Source organism: Comamonas fluminis (assembly GCF_019186805.1).
Classification (GTDB): Bacteria; Pseudomonadota; Gammaproteobacteria; order Burkholderiales; family Burkholderiaceae_C; genus Comamonas; species Comamonas fluminis.
In genome coordinates this window covers 4,203,057-4,220,730 of sequence record NZ_CP066783.1, presented here as the reverse complement: position 1 = coordinate 4,220,730, position 17,674 = coordinate 4,203,057, and the positions used below count along the sequence as shown (strand labels likewise).

The following is a 17,674-nucleotide window of genomic DNA, read 5'->3' as shown; positions in this document are numbered from 1 at the left end:
CACACAGGAAGACTTGTGAGCAAATTGCCTCTTTGGCTGCCGCTGGCCGCCGTTGCCGTACTGTGCACCGCTTGCACCACGGTGCAGCCACCCACCACACTGGAGCAGGTGGGAGAGTTCAAGCCCGGAGCGGGTTACCCCAAAGGCTATTTGCCAATGGCCGAACTGCCGGACAGCCTGGCTTTGCTGCCTGCGCCACCTGCCGCAGGCTCGGCTGCCCAGGCATCGGATGACGAGAGCTACCGCGCTCTGACGGCCTTGAAGAGCGGGCCACGCGGCGAGCTGGCTGCCAGAGATGCAGAGCTGCGCTTTCCCGCAGCGGCCAGCACGTTCTCCTGCGCGCTGGGTGTGGATATCTCTGAGCAAGCCACGCCGCACCTGCACATGCTGCTGCGCCGCATGCTGATGGATACCGGTGTGGCAACTTACAAGGCCAAGAACCACTACCAGCGCACGCGCCCCTTTGTGGTATTCAAAGAGTCAACCTGCTTCCCCAAGGATGATGCCAAGCTGGTGAACGATGGCTCTTACCCCTCGGGGCACTCTGCCATTGGCTGGGCCTGGGCGCTGGCCTTGAGTGAGGTGGCTCCCGATCGCAGCAATGCCTTGCTGCAGCGCGGCAGGGCCTTTTCCCAAAGCCGCGCCGTGTGTGGCGCGCACTGGAAGAGTGATGTGGAAGCGGGTCGGCTGATGGGCTCGGCCGTGGCGGCCAGTTTGCACAACAGCGAGGTTTTCAGGGCCCAGCTGGCGCGGGCCAGCCAGGAAGTGGCGCGGGCGCGAGCACAAGGCGTGAAGCCCGATGAAGCGGCTTGCGCGGCGGAGAAAGAGGCGCTGGGCGCCACCGCACCCTTGGCGCCTTGAGCATTCCTTGCATCAGCTAAGAGCCGCTAGATCTAGTGAAGCTGTTGGTCAACTGCACCAAACCCTGCACAAAGCTGGACTTGCGCTGGTAGTTCTTGTGCAGGGTTTGCAGCCATTGCGTGCGTTCGTCGTCGGAAAGCCTGGCACGAATCTGGTTTACTAGCTGCAACTCGGTGCTGTACGGGCTTTTCGCGGTTTTCATGCTGCGCTCCAGCAGGTTTTTCAACAACTGTGCGGCTTGCGAATGGTGAGAGTCCGGCAACCGCAGGGCCAACTGCCTGATAAGAGACTCCCAGCTGCAGCCCATGCCGGGCTGGGCCAGCAACTCCAGTGCCTGCTCCCAGCGGTCTTCATGCAGCAGCCAGATCAGCGCGATATGAATGTCCTTGCCTTGCTGCTCCCCGTAAAGCGGCGTGGCAGTTTGGATGGCGGTTTCCAGCAGGGCCTGAAACTGCTGTTCGCGGTCCATACCCAGGCCGACTGCACACTCCAACAACTCATCAAGGCGGCGCACATCGGTCGTTTTGTGCTGCAGGCATTTTTGGGCGAGAGCGAAAGCCTCCTCGTCCCATCCGTCGCGCCGATAGCAATGCAGCAACTGTTGCTGCAATGGGTCACAGTCTTTGAATAGTGTCAGCCCCTGGCGTGCATATTGCAGCGCCAGACGAGGCTGCTGGTGGCGTTCGCAAGTGGCGACCAGATCGATCCATTCACTTTGTTCATGGGCTGTCTGCTGCATGACGTGCAGCCATGCTTCAGTGCTGCTTTCCTGTTGCACAGACAAGAGGTAGCGCTTGCGCCACAGGCGGCGCAATCGGCTCTTTTGAAAGTGATGTTCCCAATTTGCATTGCTTTGTCGGCGATTTGAAGCAAGGGAAGGCTGACTGGTAATGGCTTGCCATTCGACGGCAGCTCTGCGTGAATAGGCTTGGCGCAGTGGCTCTGCGGCCAGGGCCAGTATGGCGGCTTCATCCGAGAATCCCAGAGGGTCATCCTCTATCAGTTGGAGCCAGTCACCGAGCCAGCTGGCCGGGGGAGACTCTGCGCTCACGCTCAGTCGCAGAATCTCTTGCAACTGTGCATAAAGCTCTTGCCCTTCGCCATTGGAGTCATCACAGCTTTCCCAGATTTTGAACAGGCGACGCAGGGCAATTTCAACCGCAAGCCGGATATTGGCGGGCTGCAGAGAAGCTTGTTGTCGCAGCAGGTCCAAGGACTCAAGTGCTTGGGATTCCCAGCGCTGAAACTCTCTTCCCCACATATTGCGTCGCTGCGGAATGGCCTGGGTCAGGTAACGCTTCCACTGTGCGGGTGTCTGTGGCAGGTCTTGAGACTGGCCACGCCATAAGCTCAGTTGTTGGGCCAGGGCGAGGTTTTTGTCGCACTGCAGCGCTATCCAATGGCTCAGATCCTCGGCAGACCGGCTTTTCAGAAAGTCGATATTGGCTTGAATCTCTTGTACCTTGGCAGACGGCTTGCTTGGGGCGGTCGTGGTGGTTTCGACGCTGGGTGAATGAACCGTCTCAGGGTGAAATCCTTGCGAGAACAGCTTGGCTGCCACCATGTGCTTGCAAATGGTCACGCTGCTGGCATGGGGGCAGGTGCAGCTATTCAGATACAGGTCGCTGTCGTGCAAGTACACGGTGTATGGCTGCGTGCCTTGCACGACAAAACCCGTTTTCCCGTTGCGTTGACTGGGGGCGAGGGTTACGGCCCCCGTTTGGGCGTACTGGGTGCCACGGGTAATGATTGCAGGGCCGGCTTCGTCCAGCCACTGCGGCGGTAAATAGGTGGTTGCGGAGGGGCGCTTCGGGGCAGGCATGGGCAATCAGGCTGAAGTCTGGAGCCAGTCCGCCATCGCCTGCTCACGCGCCTTGCTTACGGCGTCGCCTATGGCTTTGCCTTTGAGGCCGCGCTGGGCGGCGGCCTGGGCCACGGGGGCAGTTTCCACCGCCAGTGCAGCTTGCAGCGCGCCGCTCAGGCGCTGGCGCTGGGGGTAGGGCGTTTGCTCAAATCCCAGGCGGCCACGTGCATCGCATTCGCAGGCCAGCAGGGCTTCTTCAAAGCGACCGGGTTTGCGAATGGCATCGCAGCGCTCCAGCAGGCGCAGCAGCGCAGCCGGGTTGAGTTCATGGCTGCGGTGGATGTTGCCGTGCTCGCGCGCCACGACTTCGGCCAGTTCCTTGCAGTCATTGGGCACGCGCCAGCGGTCGCAAACCTGCAACAGCAGGCGGGCGCTGCGCTGCTCGTGGCCGATATGGCGGGGCAGCACATCGGCAGGCGTGGTGCCTTTGCCAAAGTCATGGCACAGGCAGGCAAAGCGCACGGCCAGCGAGGTTTGCAGCTGCGCCGACATGTCCAGCACCATCATGGCGTGCACGCCGGTATCAACCTCGGGGTGGTATTCGGCGCGCTGTGGCACGCCCCAGAGCTTGTTCAGCTCGGGCAGAAGTCGCTCCAGTGCGCCGCAGTCACGCAGCAGGTTGAACATGCGGGACGGCTGGGCTTCCACCAGTCCACGGCTGATTTCCTGCCAAATACGCTCGGGCACCAGGGCATCGACCTCGCCAGCGGCCACCATCTCGCGCATCAGCGCCAGGGTTTCGGGGGCGACGCTGAAGTCGGTAAAGCGCGCAGCAAAGCGGGCCAGGCGCAGTATGCGCACCGGGTCTTCGCGAAAGGCATCGGTGACATGGCGCAGCACCTTGTTCTGCAGGTCTTGCTGGCCGTGATAGGGGTCAAATAGCTCGCTAGCCTGGGTCCAGTCTGCGGGGCCAGCTATGGCATTGATAGTGAGGTCGCGCCGCGCCAGGTCTTCTTCCAGCGTTACATCGGCAGCGGTGTGCACCACAAAGCCGCGGTAGCCCATGCCGTGCTTGCGCTCGGTGCGGGCCAGCGCATATTCCTCATGGGTCTGGGGGTGCAGGAAAACCGGAAAGTCCTTGCCCACCGGCACGAAACCGCGCGCTGTCATCTGCTCTGGTGTGGCACCGACGACCACCCAGTCCGTATCGTTGACAGCCAGGCCCAGCAACTGATCGCGCACAGCGCCGCCTACCTTGTAAACCTTGAATTCACTCATAGCGCAATGGTAGTGGCTGGCGAGGGGCTGTGCGCCTCAGCGCCGCTGACGATACGGCTCTTCAAACTGCAGAAAGTCATGCTCGGCCAGCGCGCCCTGTATCCACTCCTGGGTGGCGGGCAGCAGGCAGATGCGTTGCACATAGGAGCGCACGGCGTCCGAGGCGGGCAGGCCGTAGCTGTTCAGGCGCATGCAGACGGGGGCGAAGAAGGCATCGGCAATGCTGAACTGGCCAAACAGCATGGGGCCGCTGGCCGCGGCAAGCTGGGGCAGCCACAGGTTTTCCAGTTGTTTGACATCGTCGCGCAAGTCGGCGTGTTCTGCCCACAGCCTGGCGCCCACTTCATGTAACTGGGCTTCGATATTCATGGGGCACAGGCGGCGCAGGGCGCCGAAGCTGCTGTGCATTTCGGCCACCAGACTGCGCGCGCGGGCGCGCTGGGCCACGCTTTGCGGCCACAGGTGCTTGTCGGCAAATCGTTCGGCCAGGTATTCGCAGATGGCCAGGCTGTCCCAGATCACGAGGCCCTCATCAACCAGCAGCGGCACTTTGCCTGTGGGCGAGAGCGTCAGCGCCTGTTGCTTGAAGCTGGAGTCGGGGGCGAAGCTGTCAAAGCGCAGCGTGACTTCTTCGAAGTTGATGCCCGACTGACGCATGAGCACCCAGGGCCGCATGGACCAGGACGAATAGTTCTTGTTGCCGATATAGAGCTTGAGCATGGAGTCCCTCTGCTTTTTTCGCGTGACACAAAGCTTAGCAAGGGTGCTAGTTACAGAATGTAGGCATTTGGGCTCAGCGCTGCAAGGCCGCTGGCTCAGCAGGGGTGGCGCAGCGGTGATGTAATCGCAGCCCTATGGCAAATACATCCACTTCTTCTGCAAATTCGCCCGCCAATGTCGCCGGTGCAGGCCATCACAAGGGCGCGCTGGTGCTGTTCTCGGGCGGTCAGGACTCCACGACCTGCCTGGCGCAGGCACTGTCCATGTTTGAGCGTGTGGAAACGCTGGGTTTTGACTACGGCCAGCGCCATAGCGTCGAGATGGCTGTGCGCTCCACGGTGCGCGAGCAACTGGCGCAGCGCTTTCCCCAGTGGGCTGCGCGGCTGGGCGAGGACCATGTGCTGTCGCTGGATGTGCTCAAGCAGATTGGCGGCTCGTCGCTGACGGATGATGTGGCCTTTGCCATGCAGGCCGATGGCCTGCCCAACACCTTTGTGCCGGGCCGCAATCTGCTGTTTCTGACACTGGCGGGCGCGCTGGCCTATCGCCGTGGGCTGACGGTGATCGTCACCGGCGTGTGCGAGACCGATTACTCCGGCTACCCCGATTGCCGCGACGACACCATGAAGGCCCAGCAACTGGCGCTGAACCTGGGGTTGGAGCGCCGCCTGCGCATCGACACGCCGCTGATGTGGCTGGACAAGGCCCAGACCTGGCAACTGGCGCATGACCTGGGCGGCGACGCGCTGGTGGAGCTGGTTCGGGTTGAAACCCATACCTGCTACCAGGGCGACCGCACGCAGCTGCATGACTGGGGCTATGGCTGCGGCAACTGCCCGGCCTGCGAGTTGCGCGCATCGGGCTGGAAGAACTGGCGTGCCAGTCAGTCAGATTAAAAAAGATAGCGGAACGTCTTTAATAACAAAGGACTTCAAGGTGTTTCGACCTTGAAGTCTTTTTTAATGGGAGCTGCGGGATTGATTCAGAGACTCTCGAAAGCGCCCGACGAGTCTCTGACCTTGCCCGCAGGTCTCAGCGCCAGTTGCCCGGCCTGAATCTGGTCAGTCATCTGGCCCAGCCAGGCGTGGCTTTCGGGCAGGTCAAACAGAAAGTCCCAGATCGCATCGTGCTGGTGGGGCGTCAGGCTGCGCGGGCCGTGGCGGCGCATATGAGACTGCAGGCGCCGCACCTCTTCGCGCGTCAGCGGCTGCTGCATCACGGTCAGGGGCGGGCGTGCACGAAAGCGACGCTGGGGAATGTTCTTGCTCGGACGGGACATGGAAAACGATTCAAAGATTTAGACAGGCCAGACAACACCGTTGTCGTTGAGGATGGCGTCCAGCGGCTGGTCATGCGCCTCGGGCTGGAAATCATCGACGTAGCCATTGGTATAGCCCAGGCCCACGGTAAACGGGCGCGGGGTCAGTTCGGCCAGGGTGCGGTCATAGAAACCGCCGCCATAGCCCAGGCGGTAGCCGCCAGCGGCATAGCCCACGCAGGGCACAAACAGCAGTGTGGGCACCAGCAGTTCGGTATCCTTGGGCTTGGGAATGCCATAGGCGTCCTCCTCCATGGGGCAACCGGGGTACCAGGCGTGAAAACTCAGTGTCTTACGCTGTTTGTCGATCACCGGCAGCCCGATTCTGCGCCGTTGTGGAGTACCCTGTAGCTCGCCATCTTCTTTCCAGCGATGCAAGGCTGGCAGCGGATCGAACTCTCCCTTGATGGGCCAGTAGGCACCAATCACGGTATCGGGTCGCTCCATCAGCCAAAAGCGCATCACCTGCTGCAGGGCATCTGCGCGCTGCAAGCGGTCAGGAAGGTTGAGGCGCAGTTCAATCAACTTGCGGCGTAACGCTGCTTTGTCCATCGGATAATTTCCTCCATGCACTGGCTGAAGATTTTGACACCGCTTTGTGCGGCTTCCCTGCTGACTGTAGCTGCTCCGTTTGCGCATGCACAAAATTCTGGCGATGCTGTGTTGCTGGACATGCAAAAAGCATTCCGTGCACGCAACCAGTCCGCACTGACCCAGCTGCTGCCACAGGCCAGCGGTCACCCTCTCGAACCTTGGGCCGCTTACTGGGAACTCAAGAACCGTCTTGAAACTGCTGCACCCGATGAAATTCAGGGTTTTCTGAGCCGCTACGCGGGCAGCTACCAGGAAGACCGCATGCGCAACGACTGGCTGCTGCTGCTGGGCAAGCAGCGCGACTGGGGCAATTTCGCTCAGGTCTATTCCCGGTTCCGCATGCGCGATGACAAGTCGGTCGCCTGCTATGCCCTGCTGGCCGATGCTCAGCAAGGTCGCGGCGCGCCGAATATGGGCCAGCAGGTGCGCGATCTGTGGATGGCGCAAAAAGACGCCGATGACGGCTGCACCACCGCCGCAGGCCAGATGTATGCCAGCAAGCAGATCAGCGAAGACGACGTCTGGCGCCGTGCCCGCGTGGCTGCAGAAAACAACCGCCAGAAGGCCGCCCGCGATGCGGTGGCCATCATCGCACCCGAATCTGCCGACCAGGTGGCGCAGGTGTTTGCTTCGCCCGCCAAATATCTGGCCGGACAAAGCAAGGTGCGCGGCCGCGAGCGCAAGGAGCTGGCGCTGCTGGCCCTGATTCGCATGGCCGCCACGGCGCCTGACGCGGCCGCCGCCCAGATCGAAGATGGCTGGGGCGCACAGCTCAGCGGTGAAGAGCGCAACTGGGCCTGGGCTGTGGCGGGCAAGCAGGCGGCGTTCAAGCTCTCGCCAGACGCCCACACCTACTTCAGCAAGGTGCGCCGCAATGAAGACCTGAGCGACGACCTGCTGGGCTGGAAGACCCGCGCCGCACTGCGCGCCGGTGACTGGAAAGCCGTGCGCCGTGCTGTGGATGCCATGGGCCCCGAGCGCACCGACCCCACCTGGGCTTACTGGAAGGCCAGGGCCATGCTGGCGGGCCGCCCCAATGCCGAAGACAAGGCAGAAGCACGTCAGCTGCTGGAGGACACGGCAGGCACGGGCAGCTTCTACGAACAGCTGGCGCTGGAAGAAATTGGCCAGCGCATTACCGTGCCGCCAGCCCCCGCGCCGCTGACGGTGGATGAAAAAGCCGCAGCCCGTGCCAACCCCTCGCTGCGCCGCAGCCTGTATGCCATTGGCATGGGCCTGCGCAGCGAAGGTGTGCGCGAATGGAACTACGCCACCAATCTGCACCAGCCCGGCGGCATGCAAGACCGCGAACTGTATGCGGCGGCCGATCTGGCCTGCGAGCGTCAGGTGTGGGACCGCTGCATCAACACCAGCGAGCGCACCAAGACCTTTGCCGACTGGAAGCAGCGCTTTCCCATGCCCTACCACGACACCGTGCTGGCCAAGTCGCGCAATATTGGCCTCGATCCGGCTTATGTCTATGGCCTGATTCGCCAGGAAAGCCGCTTCATCATGGATGCACGCTCTGGCGTGGGCGCTTCGGGCCTGATGCAGGTCATGCCGGCCACGGCGCGCTGGACGGCGCGCAAGATTGGCATGGCGGGGTTCACGCCCGACATGATCAACGACCGCGATACCAACATCACCATCGGCACCTCGTACCTGAAGCTGGCGCTGGATGATTTTGAAGGCTCCATGGCCATGGCTGCAGCCGGTTACAACGCTGGCCCCGGCCGCCCGCGCAACTGGCGCAACGGCCCCACGCTGGAGGCCGCCATCTGGGCCGAAAACGTGCCGTTTACCGAAACGCGTGATTACGTGAAGAAGGTGCTGTCCAACACCACAAACTACGCGGCGCTGATTACCGGCCAGCCCCAGTCGCTCAAGGGTCGTCTGGGCACGATTGGCCCACGCCCGGCCAACGATCCGGAAACCATGAAGGACTTGCCATAAGCGCTATCTGCATGAGCGAATTGCTCATGGATTGATATCTGAGAGCGCTCAACCTGAAAGGGGTTGAGCGCTTTTTTTATGGCAGCAGCAGACGCCCGCGCAGGCGCGCTGCCTGCACGTGCGTGGATAGCAGGTTTTTGATGACGTAGGCATATAGCCTACAAAGTTAAAGCTAATGAGATTGGTTTGCGTTTACAAAATAGACATAATTGCAACCGTCAGAGCCCATAAATCCAAATCTATCTACGGCTTTGTCTCCCCAGGCTGGCGCACCCGCCGCCGCGCATCCGCAGGTCCCACGGACCAACGCAACTCTCACTCACTTTTTCATAGTGGCCCCAGCAAATGGGGTCAGGAGTCATCATGTCCAAAGCAGTGACACGCCGCTCAATTTTGCAGGCACAACCCCGTTTATTGGCACTGGCCGCAGCCGCGCTCTGTGCCAGCACTGGCGTAAATGCTCAGGCACAGGCCAAGGAATCCACCATGGAGGAGGTGGTGGTTTCCGCAAGCGGCTTTGAGCAGGAAATCAAGAACGCCCCGGCTTCGATCTCCGTCGTGACCCGCAAGGAGCTGGAGACCAGGAACTTTCGTGATCTGGCCGAAGCCCTGCAGGGCGTGGAAGGCATTGATGTAATGGGCGGCACGGGCAAGACCGGTGGCCTGGATATCAGCATCCGCGGCATGCCCAGCGACTACACGCTGATTCTGATTGACGGTCGCCGCCAGAACGTGGCGGGCGATGTGACACCGAATGGTTTTGGCGCGGCGCTGACCAGCTTTATGCCGCCCATGTCGGCCATCGAGCGCATCGAGGTTATTCGCGGACCCATGTCCACGCTGTACGGCTCGGACGCCATGGGCGGCGTAATCAACATCATCACGCGTAAGGTCGCCAAAGAGTGGGGCGGTGAAGTCAGCGTGGGCGCAGGCATTCCGCAAGACAGCGAATGGGGCAACCAGTACAAGGGCAACTTCTACATCAACGGCCCTATCAAGCAGGACGTTCTGGGCCTGGCCGTGCGCGGCAGCACCATGAACCGCGATGCCGCCGACTGGGTGCTGGCCCCAGGTGCCACCCAGCCCGCACAGGCGCGCAACCCTGCCCCAGCGCAGAGCCGCCAGCACAGCCTGGGTGCCAAGCTGACGCTGACGCCTAATCGCTATCACGACATCTGGCTGGATGTGGACCAGGCACGTACCTGGTACAACAACGAAGATGGTCGCCTGGGCAGTCGCGATGCGGTCATTACCGACCCCAGCAAGTATCCTGGTTACCGCGATGCGCTGCGCTTTAACCGCGATCAGGTCAGCATCGGTCATACCAGCCGTCTGGGCTTCGGCACGCTGGAAAGCAGCCTGATGCATACCGAAACAGAGACCATTGGTCGCACGATTCCCGGCGCTTCGGTGCCCAAGGGCGATGCGCGTGCGGGGGCTGACCGCGAGCTGAAGACCACCAATGTGGTGCTGGACAGCAAGCTGGTGGCGCCGCTGGGCGATGCGCATATGGTCACTGTGGGTGGCCAGCTCTGGGATGCCAAGCTCAAGGACGGACTGCTGCCCCAAAGCCACAAGCAGACCATGTGGTCGTTGTTTGCCGAAGACGAATGGCGTCTGGCCCAGGGCCTGACTGCCACGCTGGGTGGCCGTTATGACCACCACGATGCGTTTGGCGGCCACTTCAGCCCCCGCGCCTATATGGTTTGGGACGCGACGACGAACTGGACCTTCAAGGGGGGCGTGAGTCAGGGCTTCAAGGCGCCACGCCTGAACCAGTTGATCGACGGCGTTAGCGGCATCAGCGGCCAGGGCCAGACCATCAACATCGGCAACCCCAACCTCAAGCCCGAGGCCAGCACCAATGTGGAGTTCTCGGCGCTGTTCGATAACAAGGCAGGCTGGACCAGCGCAGCCACGTTCTTTCACAACGACGTGAAGGACAAGATTGCCTCGGGCGGATCCTGTCTGACTTCGGCCATCTCCAGTTGCAGCTACAACCCCACGGCCGATTACTCCATCAACGTGGACAAGGCTAAAACCTGGGGGCTGGAGCTGAGCAGCCGCGCCCAGCTGAGTAAGGAATGGGCGCTGAAGGGCGGCTACACCTGGACGAACAGCGAAGTGATCGAAGAAGGCCGCAAGAACGGTCAGTTGGCCAACACGGCCAAGCACATTGCCAATGTGCAGCTGGACTGGACGCCTTCCAGCCAGTGGCGCCTGTGGGCACGCGGTGAATATCGTGGCAAGAGCCCGCGTTTCAGTGGTTCCTACGAGAACCTGAGCGCAGGCAACAAGGCCATCCACGACGCGGTGGGCGATATCAAGGGTTATGCGCTGTTCCACCTGGGTGGCAGCTATCAGGTCAACAAAAACCTGAGCATCAATGCCAACATCTTCAACCTGTTCGACAAGGACTTCCGCAAGTACAGCCAGGTCAATGTGAACGGCACACCAACCTGGGTCAACAGCTACTTCCAGGGCGGATCGTCGGTGTCTGGTGTGACGCAGGCTGGTCGTACTTTCTGGATTACGGCAAACATGAAATTTTGAAGCTGCGGGTTTAGTGCTTCTGAGTTAGGAGCTGTCAGTGAGCGTTATCCAATGGATTGGATATGTTTGATATCTGAAACGTTTGATAAGTGATCGCTGACAGCTCTCTTTTTTAAGTGAAGCTAAAGAGCTGCCGCCGAGAAGCACTAGCTTTGAGCGCTTGGCAGCGCCTCAGGTCTCGGCCCACATACGCAGCAGGTTGTGATAGTGCCCGGTCAGGGTCACAGCCTCTGGGGTTTCGCCGTGTTGGGCGCGCAGGCTGGAGATGGCCTGATCCATTTCAAACAGCAGGGTGCGCTTGGCGTCATCGCGCACCATGCTCTGCGTCCAGAAGAAGGAGCACACACGCTCGCCATGCGTGACGGGCTCGACCCGGTGCAGGCTGGTGGAGGGATAGACAATCAGATCGCCCGCAGGCAGCTTGACCGAGTGCTCGCCATAGGTGTCCACCACAACCAGCTCGCCGCCTTCGTAGTCTTCGGGGTCGCAGAGAAACAAGGTGCTCGATACATCGGTGCGCATCCACAGCGGCGAGCCTGGCACGGTGCGCATGGCGCCATCCACATGCAGGCCATAGGTCTCGTTGCCCACCTCGCTATAGCGGTTGAATAGTGGCGGCATGGTGCGTGCGGGCAGCGCGGCGCTGAAGAACAAGCTGCTGGCGGCCAGGGCCCGCAAGATGGCGCGGCCTTGTTCCTGCGCCACGGGCGAGTCTTCGGGAAGTTGTCGGTTGCGCTTGACCTGCGCACCTTGGCTGCCCACGGTGGCGCGGCCGTCTTCCCACTGTGCGGCATCCAGGGCCGTGCGCATGGATGCGACCTGTTCGCGGGAAAGCACGTTGGGGATGTGCAGTAGCATGGTGTCGGCTTCTTTCAAGAAAAAAGCCCGGCCAGGGCCGGGCAGAGGGTTACGCGATGCGTGTTATCAGAAGTGGAAGTTGGCCGTAATGCGGGCCGAGCGCTCCAGTCCTGGCGTGTAGCGCTGGGCCATGCGGTTGACGGCGGTCACGTACTTTTTGTTGAAGAGGTTGTAGACGTTGAGCTGCACATCCCAGTTCTTGTTGACCTGGTAGGTGAGCAACGCGTCGAACACTACATAGGACGAGGTTTCGCTCGGGCGGTCGGCGTAGGCGTTCTTGATGCGGAAACCGTCGGAGTAGCGCATGCCGCCGCCAATGGTCAGGCCGACGGGAGTGCGGTAGGTCGTCCACAGAGACAGTGCGTTTTTGGGCGTGTAGCCCAGGCCGCTGTCGTTGCCGGAGCTGACCTCAACGGCCTTGGTGTTTTGGTGCGTGAAGGCGGCGATGGCGCTCCAGTCCTTGGTGATCTGGCCAGTGGCGCTGACCGAGTAGCCGCTGACGCGCTTTTTGACACCGTAGTACAGGCCATCGTCGTCCGCCACGGGCACATTGTTTTCACCCTGGAAGACCGCGCCGGTCAGCAGCAGGTTTTTGTTCATCAGCTCCCACTTGGTGCCGACCTCGAACATCTTGGACTTGCTGGCCTTGTCGGTGGCCGTGATGGCGTTCGTGCCCAGCAGGCCAGAGGTGGCGCCCGGTGGCAGCTTGGACGTGGCGTAGTTCGCGTACACACTGCCTTCGGACGTGAGCTTGTAGAGCGCGCCGATCTTGTAGGTGAGCATGCTGTCGCTGAGCTTGACCGTGCTTGCGGCTGGGTTGGCGTACTTGATCTTGTAGTGCTCATAGCGCAGGCCGCCGTTCAGCTGCAGCTTGTCGCTGAGCTTGACGGTGTCGAAGGCATACAGCGCTGCAGTGTCGGTGCTGTATTCCTTGTCCACGCCGCTGGTGTCGATGCCGCTGGCAATCAGGCCGGGGTTGTACAGGCTGGTGGTTGGCACGGCTGCGACGTTCATGACCACGCTGCCATAACCAGTCTGCTTTTCACGGGTCAGCTCCAGGCCGGTGCTCAGGTTATGGGCCACGCTGCCGGTGTTGAACTTGGTGCTCAGGTTGGTCTGGTTGGTCAGGATCTCGTTTTCGACGTTGCGGAACGTTGCCAGGCGCGAGACTTTCCAGGTGCTGGGGTCGGTGGTGGCGCTGCCGGTTACACCAGCGGTGGCGAGAATCAGTGCGTCCTGCTTGTTGCGGCCCCAGCGCAGCGTGTTGCGCAGCGTGGTGTCGGCGCTGATGTCGTGTTCAACGCGGGCGGTGGCCATGGTCACGCTGACGTCGTCATGCGCATCGGTGGTGCCGTACCAGTTGCTGGTGTCGGCCTTGGCGGCGCTGCTCAGATAGGCGTTGGTGCCGCCCCAGCCGGGGAATCCGACCAGCGATACGCCGCTTTCGGGCGTGTTTTTCTGCTTGATGTGCACCAGATCCAGGTTGATGCGCGTGGCTGTGCCCAGGCCCCAGGCGTAGGCTCCGGCAATGCCCCAGCGGTCGTTCTTGACCTGATCGCGCCCGGCCACGCCTGCGTCCTGACCCAGCAGGTTCAGGCGCATGGCACTGGTGTCGTCAATCTTGCGGTTGATGTCGGCGGTGGCACGTTTGTACTTGCCGCTGCCCAGGCCCAGGCTGCCGTCGAAGCTGTTTTGCAGCTTGGGCTGCTTGGTCACCAGATTGATCGAGCCCGCTGGCGATGTGCGGCCATAGTCGGTGCCTGCGGCGCCCTGGGTGACTTCGATCTGCTCGGTATTGAACACGTCGCGCGAGATCGTGCCGATGTCGCGCACACCGTCAATGTAGATGCTGTTGGATACATCAAAGCCGCGCATGTACAGCCCGTCGCCCGGAATGGCGCCGCCACGGCCTTCACCTGCGTCGAACGTGCCAGCGCCGGGAACATTGCGCATGGCTTCGGTCAGGGTGGTGGCCCCCTGATCTTTGATGACTTGCTCGTTGATGACCTGAATGGTCTGCGTGGTCTCGGCCAGCGGCGCAGTGTACTTGGGCGATGCCAGTTTTTTCACTGGCTCGTAGCCGCTTTCCTGGGTGGCTTCCACCTTGACTTCACGCAAGGTGGTTTCTGCGGTCTGTGCCTGAGCGGCAGACAGGCCCAACGAAGCTAGCGCTGTGGCGCAGACGAGCAGGCTGCTGGCGCTAGAGGGTGGACGGGAATGCTTGCGGCTTTGAATATGGGTGCTAGAGGCCATTGTGAACGGATAGGAGTAAGACAGCGGCTGGCTTTGGCGGTCTTGACTCGGTGCGACCTGTGTGGTCGTTGGGTGCTATCCGTGGCTGGCTGAGAACGTTTTGCAAACGATATATCGCAAATGATAACTATTCTCACATACGTCTTTGCAAAAATTCACGTAAAAACACAAAAAAGACATGATTTGTCTTCGTGCTGCCGCAAATTCATGCTGCGCTGGCGCTGTCCTTCACCAGCCTGAGCATGGCCTGCAACTGGGTCTGCAATTGGGCTTGCATCTCTTGCGGACAGTCCTTCAGCAGCTCGACTGCCAGCTCTTCGCGCAGAGTGCGCAACCGGGCATAAAGCTGCTGGCCCTGAGCGCTGAGCTGCAGGCAGCGCACGCGCTTGTCGGCCTCGCTGGTGGATCGCTCCAGCCAGCCTTTGTCCTGTAACTGGGCCAGGGTGCGCGCCATCTGAGCCTTGTCGGTGTGGCTGTGCTCCACCAGTTCCTTTTGCGTGATGCCAGGGTTGCGGCCAGTGTGCATCAGGATGCGGAATTCGTTGAAGGTCAGCCCCGGCTGGGCCGTTTCTATGGACTGAAGCAGGCGTGCGCGAAACAGATGCATCAGGTCGTGCAGCAGCTCGAACACATCGGCAGAAAGGGATGAGCTCATGGGGAAAAAGGATATCTGTTGACTAAGTCAACTTATTGTTGGATATTTGGTGGACTTTATCAACTTATCAAAAAACATGTCCAACACCGAGACAACCGCCATCATGCAACGTGTACGCCACGAATTCCGCGCTCGCCATGTGCAATTGCTGGCACGAGAGCAAATTAGCCCTGGCTTTATCCGCCTGACCGTGGGTGGCCCCGAGTTGCAGGGCTTTGTCAGCGCAGGCTTTGACGATCACAGCAAACTTATCCTGCCGCAGGCAGGTCAGGAAAAGCCCAATTTGCCGCAGATCATCGACGGCCGTCCGCATATCGAAGGCGCACGCCCCGAGATGCGTGACTACACCCCGATCAACTATGACGCAGCCCGCAACACGCTGCAGCTGGAATTTGCCGTGCACGGCACGGGGCCAGCCGTGGAATGGGCGCGCAGCGCACCACTGGGGCAGTGGCTAGGCCTGGCCGGACCGCGTGGCAGCCTGGTCATTCCTGCTGACCTGGACTGGCATGTGCTGCTGGGCGATGAATCGGCCATGCCTGCGATTGAGCGCCGTCTGGCCGAGCTGGCAGCGGGCAGTCGGGCCATTGTGCGTGTGCAGGCCAATGCGGCGGATCAGCGTGCATGGCGCAGCGCCGCCGCACTGGATCTGCAGTGGGTGGCTTCGCTGGCTGACGCTGCCGATGCGCTGCAACTGCCTGAGGGTGACGGTTTTGTATGGGCGGCGGGGGAAAATCGCGTCATGGCCGATTTGCGAAAGCGCATTCTGGCCAAGCCCGGCGCCAACCCCAAGCGCATGCGCATTGCCTCGTACTGGAAGCTGGGCGAAGCCGCACACCACGAAGAGCTGAGCGCTGCAGACTGAGCATGACCAAGACCTGCGGCATGCCATTGGCTTTACCCTCATGCCGCGTTGTTCACCTTTGAAAAACTGACAGGAATGCCCTCAACTTCTTCTCCATCAGACCGCTCATCCCGTTTTCGTCTGCACAAGCGCTTTACCCCGCTGGTCTTTGCTTTTTACATGGCGGCCATCATGGCGCTGCTGATGTGCGGCGTGATTGTTGCCGCCAAGGATGGTCTGAACAGTCACTATGTGCAGCATGTGCTGCAGGCCTATGTGCTGGCCATGCCTGCCGCTTTTTGCTGTGTGCTGCTGGTGCGCCCGCTGGTGATGCGTCTGGTCGCGTTGACGGTCAGGCACTGATCAGCGGTTGACCAGCACCGGCGTGGCATCGTCTGTGCCTTGCAGCTCGGCAGCGCCGCTGGCGACGAGTGAACTCACCAGAGATTGCGCCCATTGCTGCGGGGTTTCCTGCGAAAAATAGCGCTGGTGCAGCATGCCGAAATAAGGCGTTTGCTGCAGCCACAGATGCAGCGCAGGCAGGCTGATCTGCTGCCACTCCAGCAGCTTGTATTTGAGTAGCACCTTGGCTGCATAGCTTGCGTGGCGTTCTGGCGATTGCACAAAACCATCCAGCCGCCTGCGCGCAGTGGCCAGGGCCGCATCGACATCCCTGAACACGCTGCCGTGGCCGGGAATGATGGTCAACGGCTTGAGCTGCTCAATGCAGTCCAGCGTGGCCGCGACTTCGTCAAAGGCGTGCTGGCCTTCGATTTCTGGAAAAACCACGCCAAAGCCGTTCTCCCACAGCGCATCGGCAGAGATCAGCGTGCGGCTGTCAGGCTCAAACAGAATGACCGAATGTGGATCATGGCCGGGTGCTGCATGAATCTGCCAGTCGCGGCCCGACAACTGCACGCTGGTGCCAGGTTGCAGCACGCCGGTAATGGCAAAACGTGGGCAATCCTGGCCCGTGGGGGCGTAGCTGAGCTGGCTTTCATCCCAGACCCGTACTTGCTGGGCTTGACCGGGGGCGATATAGGTCTGCACCTCGGGGTAAGCCGCCTGCAACGCCGCATTGCCGCCGCAATGGTCGCTGTGCAGATGGGTGTTGAGAATGCGCGCCAGTAGCTGGCCCTGCAGTGTGTCAGCCACCAGAGCCAGAGTCTGCTCGGAATGCGTGACATAGCCCGTGTCCACCACGGCTGCACCTTCGCGGTCGCCGGGCTGGGCCGCAAACACGATGTTGTTGGCCGACAGCCAGCCGCGCTCCAGCACGGTCAGTCCGGGGGGCAAAGGGCGGGGAGCTTGGGTCATCGGCTTGTCTCTTGTGTTTGTTGCTATGCCAAACACAAGACTAGCAGAGGCGCAGGCCATGGCCTGTCGTCAGCGCTTTTTTGTCAACGCATCTCAGTCGCTGGCAGAGGTCTGGATATTGCGGCGAATCACCACCGGCTTGCCACCAAAGCGTTGCTTGCTCATCCAGTGCGCAAGGGCGGAATCCAGGTGCGTGGCATGGCCGGGAAACCAGTCGGCCAGCGCACGCACCAGATCGTGGCAAATCGCCACATTGCCCTCGGCCAGCTTTTCGCGCACCTCAGCCACCGACTTGAGCACGGCTGCATGCTCGTCAATATGGCATTCGCGGGGCGGAAAAGAGGTGCTCAGCATCCACTCGTCTTCTTCGGCAAAGTGGTGCTGTAAATGGGTCTGCATATCTTGCAGCAGCTTGGGCAGTTCGCTGTCTTCGGCGGTCTGAAGCAGGGCGATGATCTCCACGAACTCTTCGTGCAATTCATCCATGGGCGCGTGGCCCATCAGCAGGTGGTCTCCCCAGACCAGGGTGGCGGTGTGGCTCATGGCAGTGTCTTGTTCTGAACGATGCGCTGCGCGCACCTTGTCTCTGAAAGTCATTATGCAAGCCGCAAGCCTGCCAGCATCCTGCAAAAGAGGGAGGCAGATGCAAGATCTGAAATAGAAAAA

16 protein-coding genes are annotated in these 17,674 nt (G+C 61.1%); 6 read left to right on the top strand and 10 right to left on the bottom strand.

Translation table 11 applies throughout. From position 1 onward, the window contains the following. Positions 1-15 precede the first annotated feature (15 nt). Complete coding sequence (locus tag JDW18_RS19475; RefSeq protein ID WP_246610097.1) at positions 16-861, top strand: acid phosphatase; 846 nt, start codon at positions 16-18, stop codon at positions 859-861. Positions 862-877: 16 nt separating this feature from the next. Here JDW18_RS19475 and JDW18_RS19470 read toward each other — a convergent pair whose 3' ends face one another. From JDW18_RS19470 to JDW18_RS19460, 3 genes are read right to left on the bottom strand one after another with little or no spacing between them, the layout of a single operon-like run. Next, entirely contained in the window at positions 878-2,683 is a 1,806-nt protein-coding gene (locus JDW18_RS19470) for an SWIM zinc finger family protein (RefSeq protein WP_218241225.1), read from the bottom strand. Between the two features lie 6 nt (positions 2,684-2,689). Next, positions 2,690-3,943 carry a multifunctional CCA addition/repair protein gene (locus JDW18_RS19465; RefSeq protein ID WP_218241224.1) on the bottom strand — a complete coding sequence of 418 codons (1,254 nt, stop codon included), beginning with the start codon at positions 3,941-3,943 and terminating at the stop codon, positions 2,690-2,692. 36 nt (positions 3,944-3,979) lie between these two features. After that, positions 3,980-4,663, bottom strand: coding sequence for a glutathione S-transferase family protein (locus JDW18_RS19460; protein WP_218241223.1), 684 nt, complete (start codon positions 4,661-4,663; stop codon positions 3,980-3,982). Positions 4,664-4,797: 134 nt separating this feature from the next. Between JDW18_RS19460 and queC the strand changes: the two genes are divergently transcribed. After that, positions 4,798-5,559, top strand: a complete 762-nt coding sequence (gene queC, locus JDW18_RS19455; protein WP_218241222.1) for a 7-cyano-7-deazaguanine synthase QueC — start codon at positions 4,798-4,800, stop codon at positions 5,557-5,559. An 86-nt stretch (positions 5,560-5,645) separates the two neighbouring features. On the opposite strand, the gene JDW18_RS19450 is transcribed toward queC, so the two are convergent. Further along, a complete protein-coding gene (locus JDW18_RS19450) occupies positions 5,646-5,942 on the bottom strand; it encodes a hypothetical protein (protein ID WP_218241221.1) in 297 nt (98 codons plus the stop codon). Between the two features lie 18 nt (positions 5,943-5,960). Continuing rightward, the gene (locus JDW18_RS19445) at positions 5,961-6,533 is read right to left on the bottom strand and encodes a 5-formyltetrahydrofolate cyclo-ligase (RefSeq protein ID WP_218241220.1); all 573 of its coding nucleotides are present in this window, start codon (positions 6,531-6,533) and stop codon (positions 5,961-5,963) included. Between the two features lie 15 nt (positions 6,534-6,548). Here JDW18_RS19445 and JDW18_RS19440 point away from each other — a divergent pair, with 15 nt between their 5' ends. Further along, on the top strand, positions 6,549-8,528 hold the full coding sequence (locus JDW18_RS19440; RefSeq protein ID WP_218241219.1) for a lytic transglycosylase domain-containing protein: 1,980 nt from the start codon (positions 6,549-6,551) through the stop codon (positions 8,526-8,528). Positions 8,529-8,891: 363 nt separating this feature from the next. Continuing rightward, positions 8,892-11,081 carry a TonB-dependent receptor domain-containing protein gene (locus tag JDW18_RS19435; protein WP_246610095.1) on the top strand — a complete coding sequence of 730 codons (2,190 nt, stop codon included), beginning with the start codon at positions 8,892-8,894 and terminating at the stop codon, positions 11,079-11,081. Positions 11,082-11,252: 171 nt separating this feature from the next. Here the strand turns inward: JDW18_RS19435 and JDW18_RS19430 are convergent, their stop codons facing one another. The 3 genes from JDW18_RS19430 to JDW18_RS19420 form a co-directional block, all read right to left on the bottom strand. Then, positions 11,253-11,939: a Fe2+-dependent dioxygenase gene (locus tag JDW18_RS19430; protein WP_218241218.1), complete on the bottom strand. Its 687-nt coding sequence runs from the start codon at positions 11,937-11,939 to the stop codon at positions 11,253-11,255. 66 nt (positions 11,940-12,005) lie between these two features. Then, the gene (locus tag JDW18_RS19425; protein WP_218241217.1) at positions 12,006-14,192 is read right to left on the bottom strand and encodes a catecholate siderophore receptor Fiu; all 2,187 of its coding nucleotides are present in this window, start codon (positions 14,190-14,192) and stop codon (positions 12,006-12,008) included. Between the two features lie 205 nt (positions 14,193-14,397). Beyond that, the gene (locus JDW18_RS19420) at positions 14,398-14,847 is read right to left on the bottom strand and encodes a MarR family winged helix-turn-helix transcriptional regulator (RefSeq protein ID WP_218241216.1); all 450 of its coding nucleotides are present in this window, start codon (positions 14,845-14,847) and stop codon (positions 14,398-14,400) included. 76 nt (positions 14,848-14,923) lie between these two features. Between JDW18_RS19420 and JDW18_RS19415 the strand changes: the two genes are divergently transcribed. Beyond that, positions 14,924-15,712, top strand: coding sequence for a siderophore-interacting protein (locus tag JDW18_RS19415; protein WP_218241214.1), 789 nt, complete (start codon positions 14,924-14,926; stop codon positions 15,710-15,712). Between the two features lie 75 nt (positions 15,713-15,787). Next, on the top strand, positions 15,788-16,054 hold the full coding sequence (locus JDW18_RS19410; protein WP_218241213.1) for a DUF2798 domain-containing protein: 267 nt from the start codon (positions 15,788-15,790) through the stop codon (positions 16,052-16,054). Here the strand turns inward: JDW18_RS19410 and JDW18_RS19405 are convergent, their stop codons facing one another. Beyond that, a complete protein-coding gene (locus JDW18_RS19405; protein ID WP_218241211.1) occupies positions 16,055-17,008 on the bottom strand; it encodes an MBL fold metallo-hydrolase in 954 nt (317 codons plus the stop codon). It lies immediately after the preceding gene. 93 nt (positions 17,009-17,101) lie between these two features. After that, positions 17,102-17,551, bottom strand: a complete 450-nt coding sequence (locus tag JDW18_RS19400; RefSeq protein WP_218241209.1) for a bacteriohemerythrin — start codon at positions 17,549-17,551, stop codon at positions 17,102-17,104. Between the last annotated feature and the right edge of the window lie 123 nt (positions 17,552-17,674).

Excerpts from the sequence above, each read along its gene's own strand:
- JDW18_RS19440 (WP_218241219.1), top strand. The coding sequence starts at position 6,549 with ATGCACTGGCTGAAGATTTTGACACCGCTTTGTGCGGCTTCCCTGCTG.
- JDW18_RS19465 (WP_218241224.1), bottom strand. The coding sequence starts at position 3,943 with ATGAGTGAATTCAAGGTTTACAAGGTAGGCGGCGCTGTGCGCGATCAG.
- JDW18_RS19410 (WP_218241213.1), top strand. The coding sequence starts at position 15,788 with ATGCCCTCAACTTCTTCTCCATCAGACCGCTCATCCCGTTTTCGTCTG.
- JDW18_RS19430 (WP_218241218.1), bottom strand. The coding sequence starts at position 11,939 with ATGCTACTGCACATCCCCAACGTGCTTTCCCGCGAACAGGTCGCATCC.
- JDW18_RS19445 (WP_218241220.1), bottom strand. The coding sequence starts at position 6,533 with ATGGACAAAGCAGCGTTACGCCGCAAGTTGATTGAACTGCGCCTCAAC.
- JDW18_RS19420 (WP_218241216.1), bottom strand. The coding sequence starts at position 14,847 with ATGAGCTCATCCCTTTCTGCCGATGTGTTCGAGCTGCTGCACGACCTG.
- JDW18_RS19415 (WP_218241214.1), top strand. The coding sequence starts at position 14,924 with ATGTCCAACACCGAGACAACCGCCATCATGCAACGTGTACGCCACGAA.
- JDW18_RS19405 (WP_218241211.1), bottom strand. The coding sequence starts at position 17,008 with ATGACCCAAGCTCCCCGCCCTTTGCCCCCCGGACTGACCGTGCTGGAG.
- JDW18_RS19460 (WP_218241223.1), bottom strand. The coding sequence starts at position 4,663 with ATGCTCAAGCTCTATATCGGCAACAAGAACTATTCGTCCTGGTCCATG.
- JDW18_RS19435 (WP_246610095.1), top strand. The coding sequence starts at position 8,892 with ATGTCCAAAGCAGTGACACGCCGCTCAATTTTGCAGGCACAACCCCGT.
- JDW18_RS19425 (WP_218241217.1), bottom strand. The coding sequence starts at position 14,192 with ATGGCCTCTAGCACCCATATTCAAAGCCGCAAGCATTCCCGTCCACCC.
- JDW18_RS19470 (WP_218241225.1), bottom strand. The coding sequence starts at position 2,683 with ATGCCTGCCCCGAAGCGCCCCTCCGCAACCACCTATTTACCGCCGCAG.
- queC (WP_218241222.1), top strand. The coding sequence starts at position 4,798 with ATGGCAAATACATCCACTTCTTCTGCAAATTCGCCCGCCAATGTCGCC.
- JDW18_RS19450 (WP_218241221.1), bottom strand. The coding sequence starts at position 5,942 with ATGTCCCGTCCGAGCAAGAACATTCCCCAGCGTCGCTTTCGTGCACGC.
- JDW18_RS19400 (WP_218241209.1), bottom strand. The coding sequence starts at position 17,551 with ATGAGCCACACCGCCACCCTGGTCTGGGGAGACCACCTGCTGATGGGC.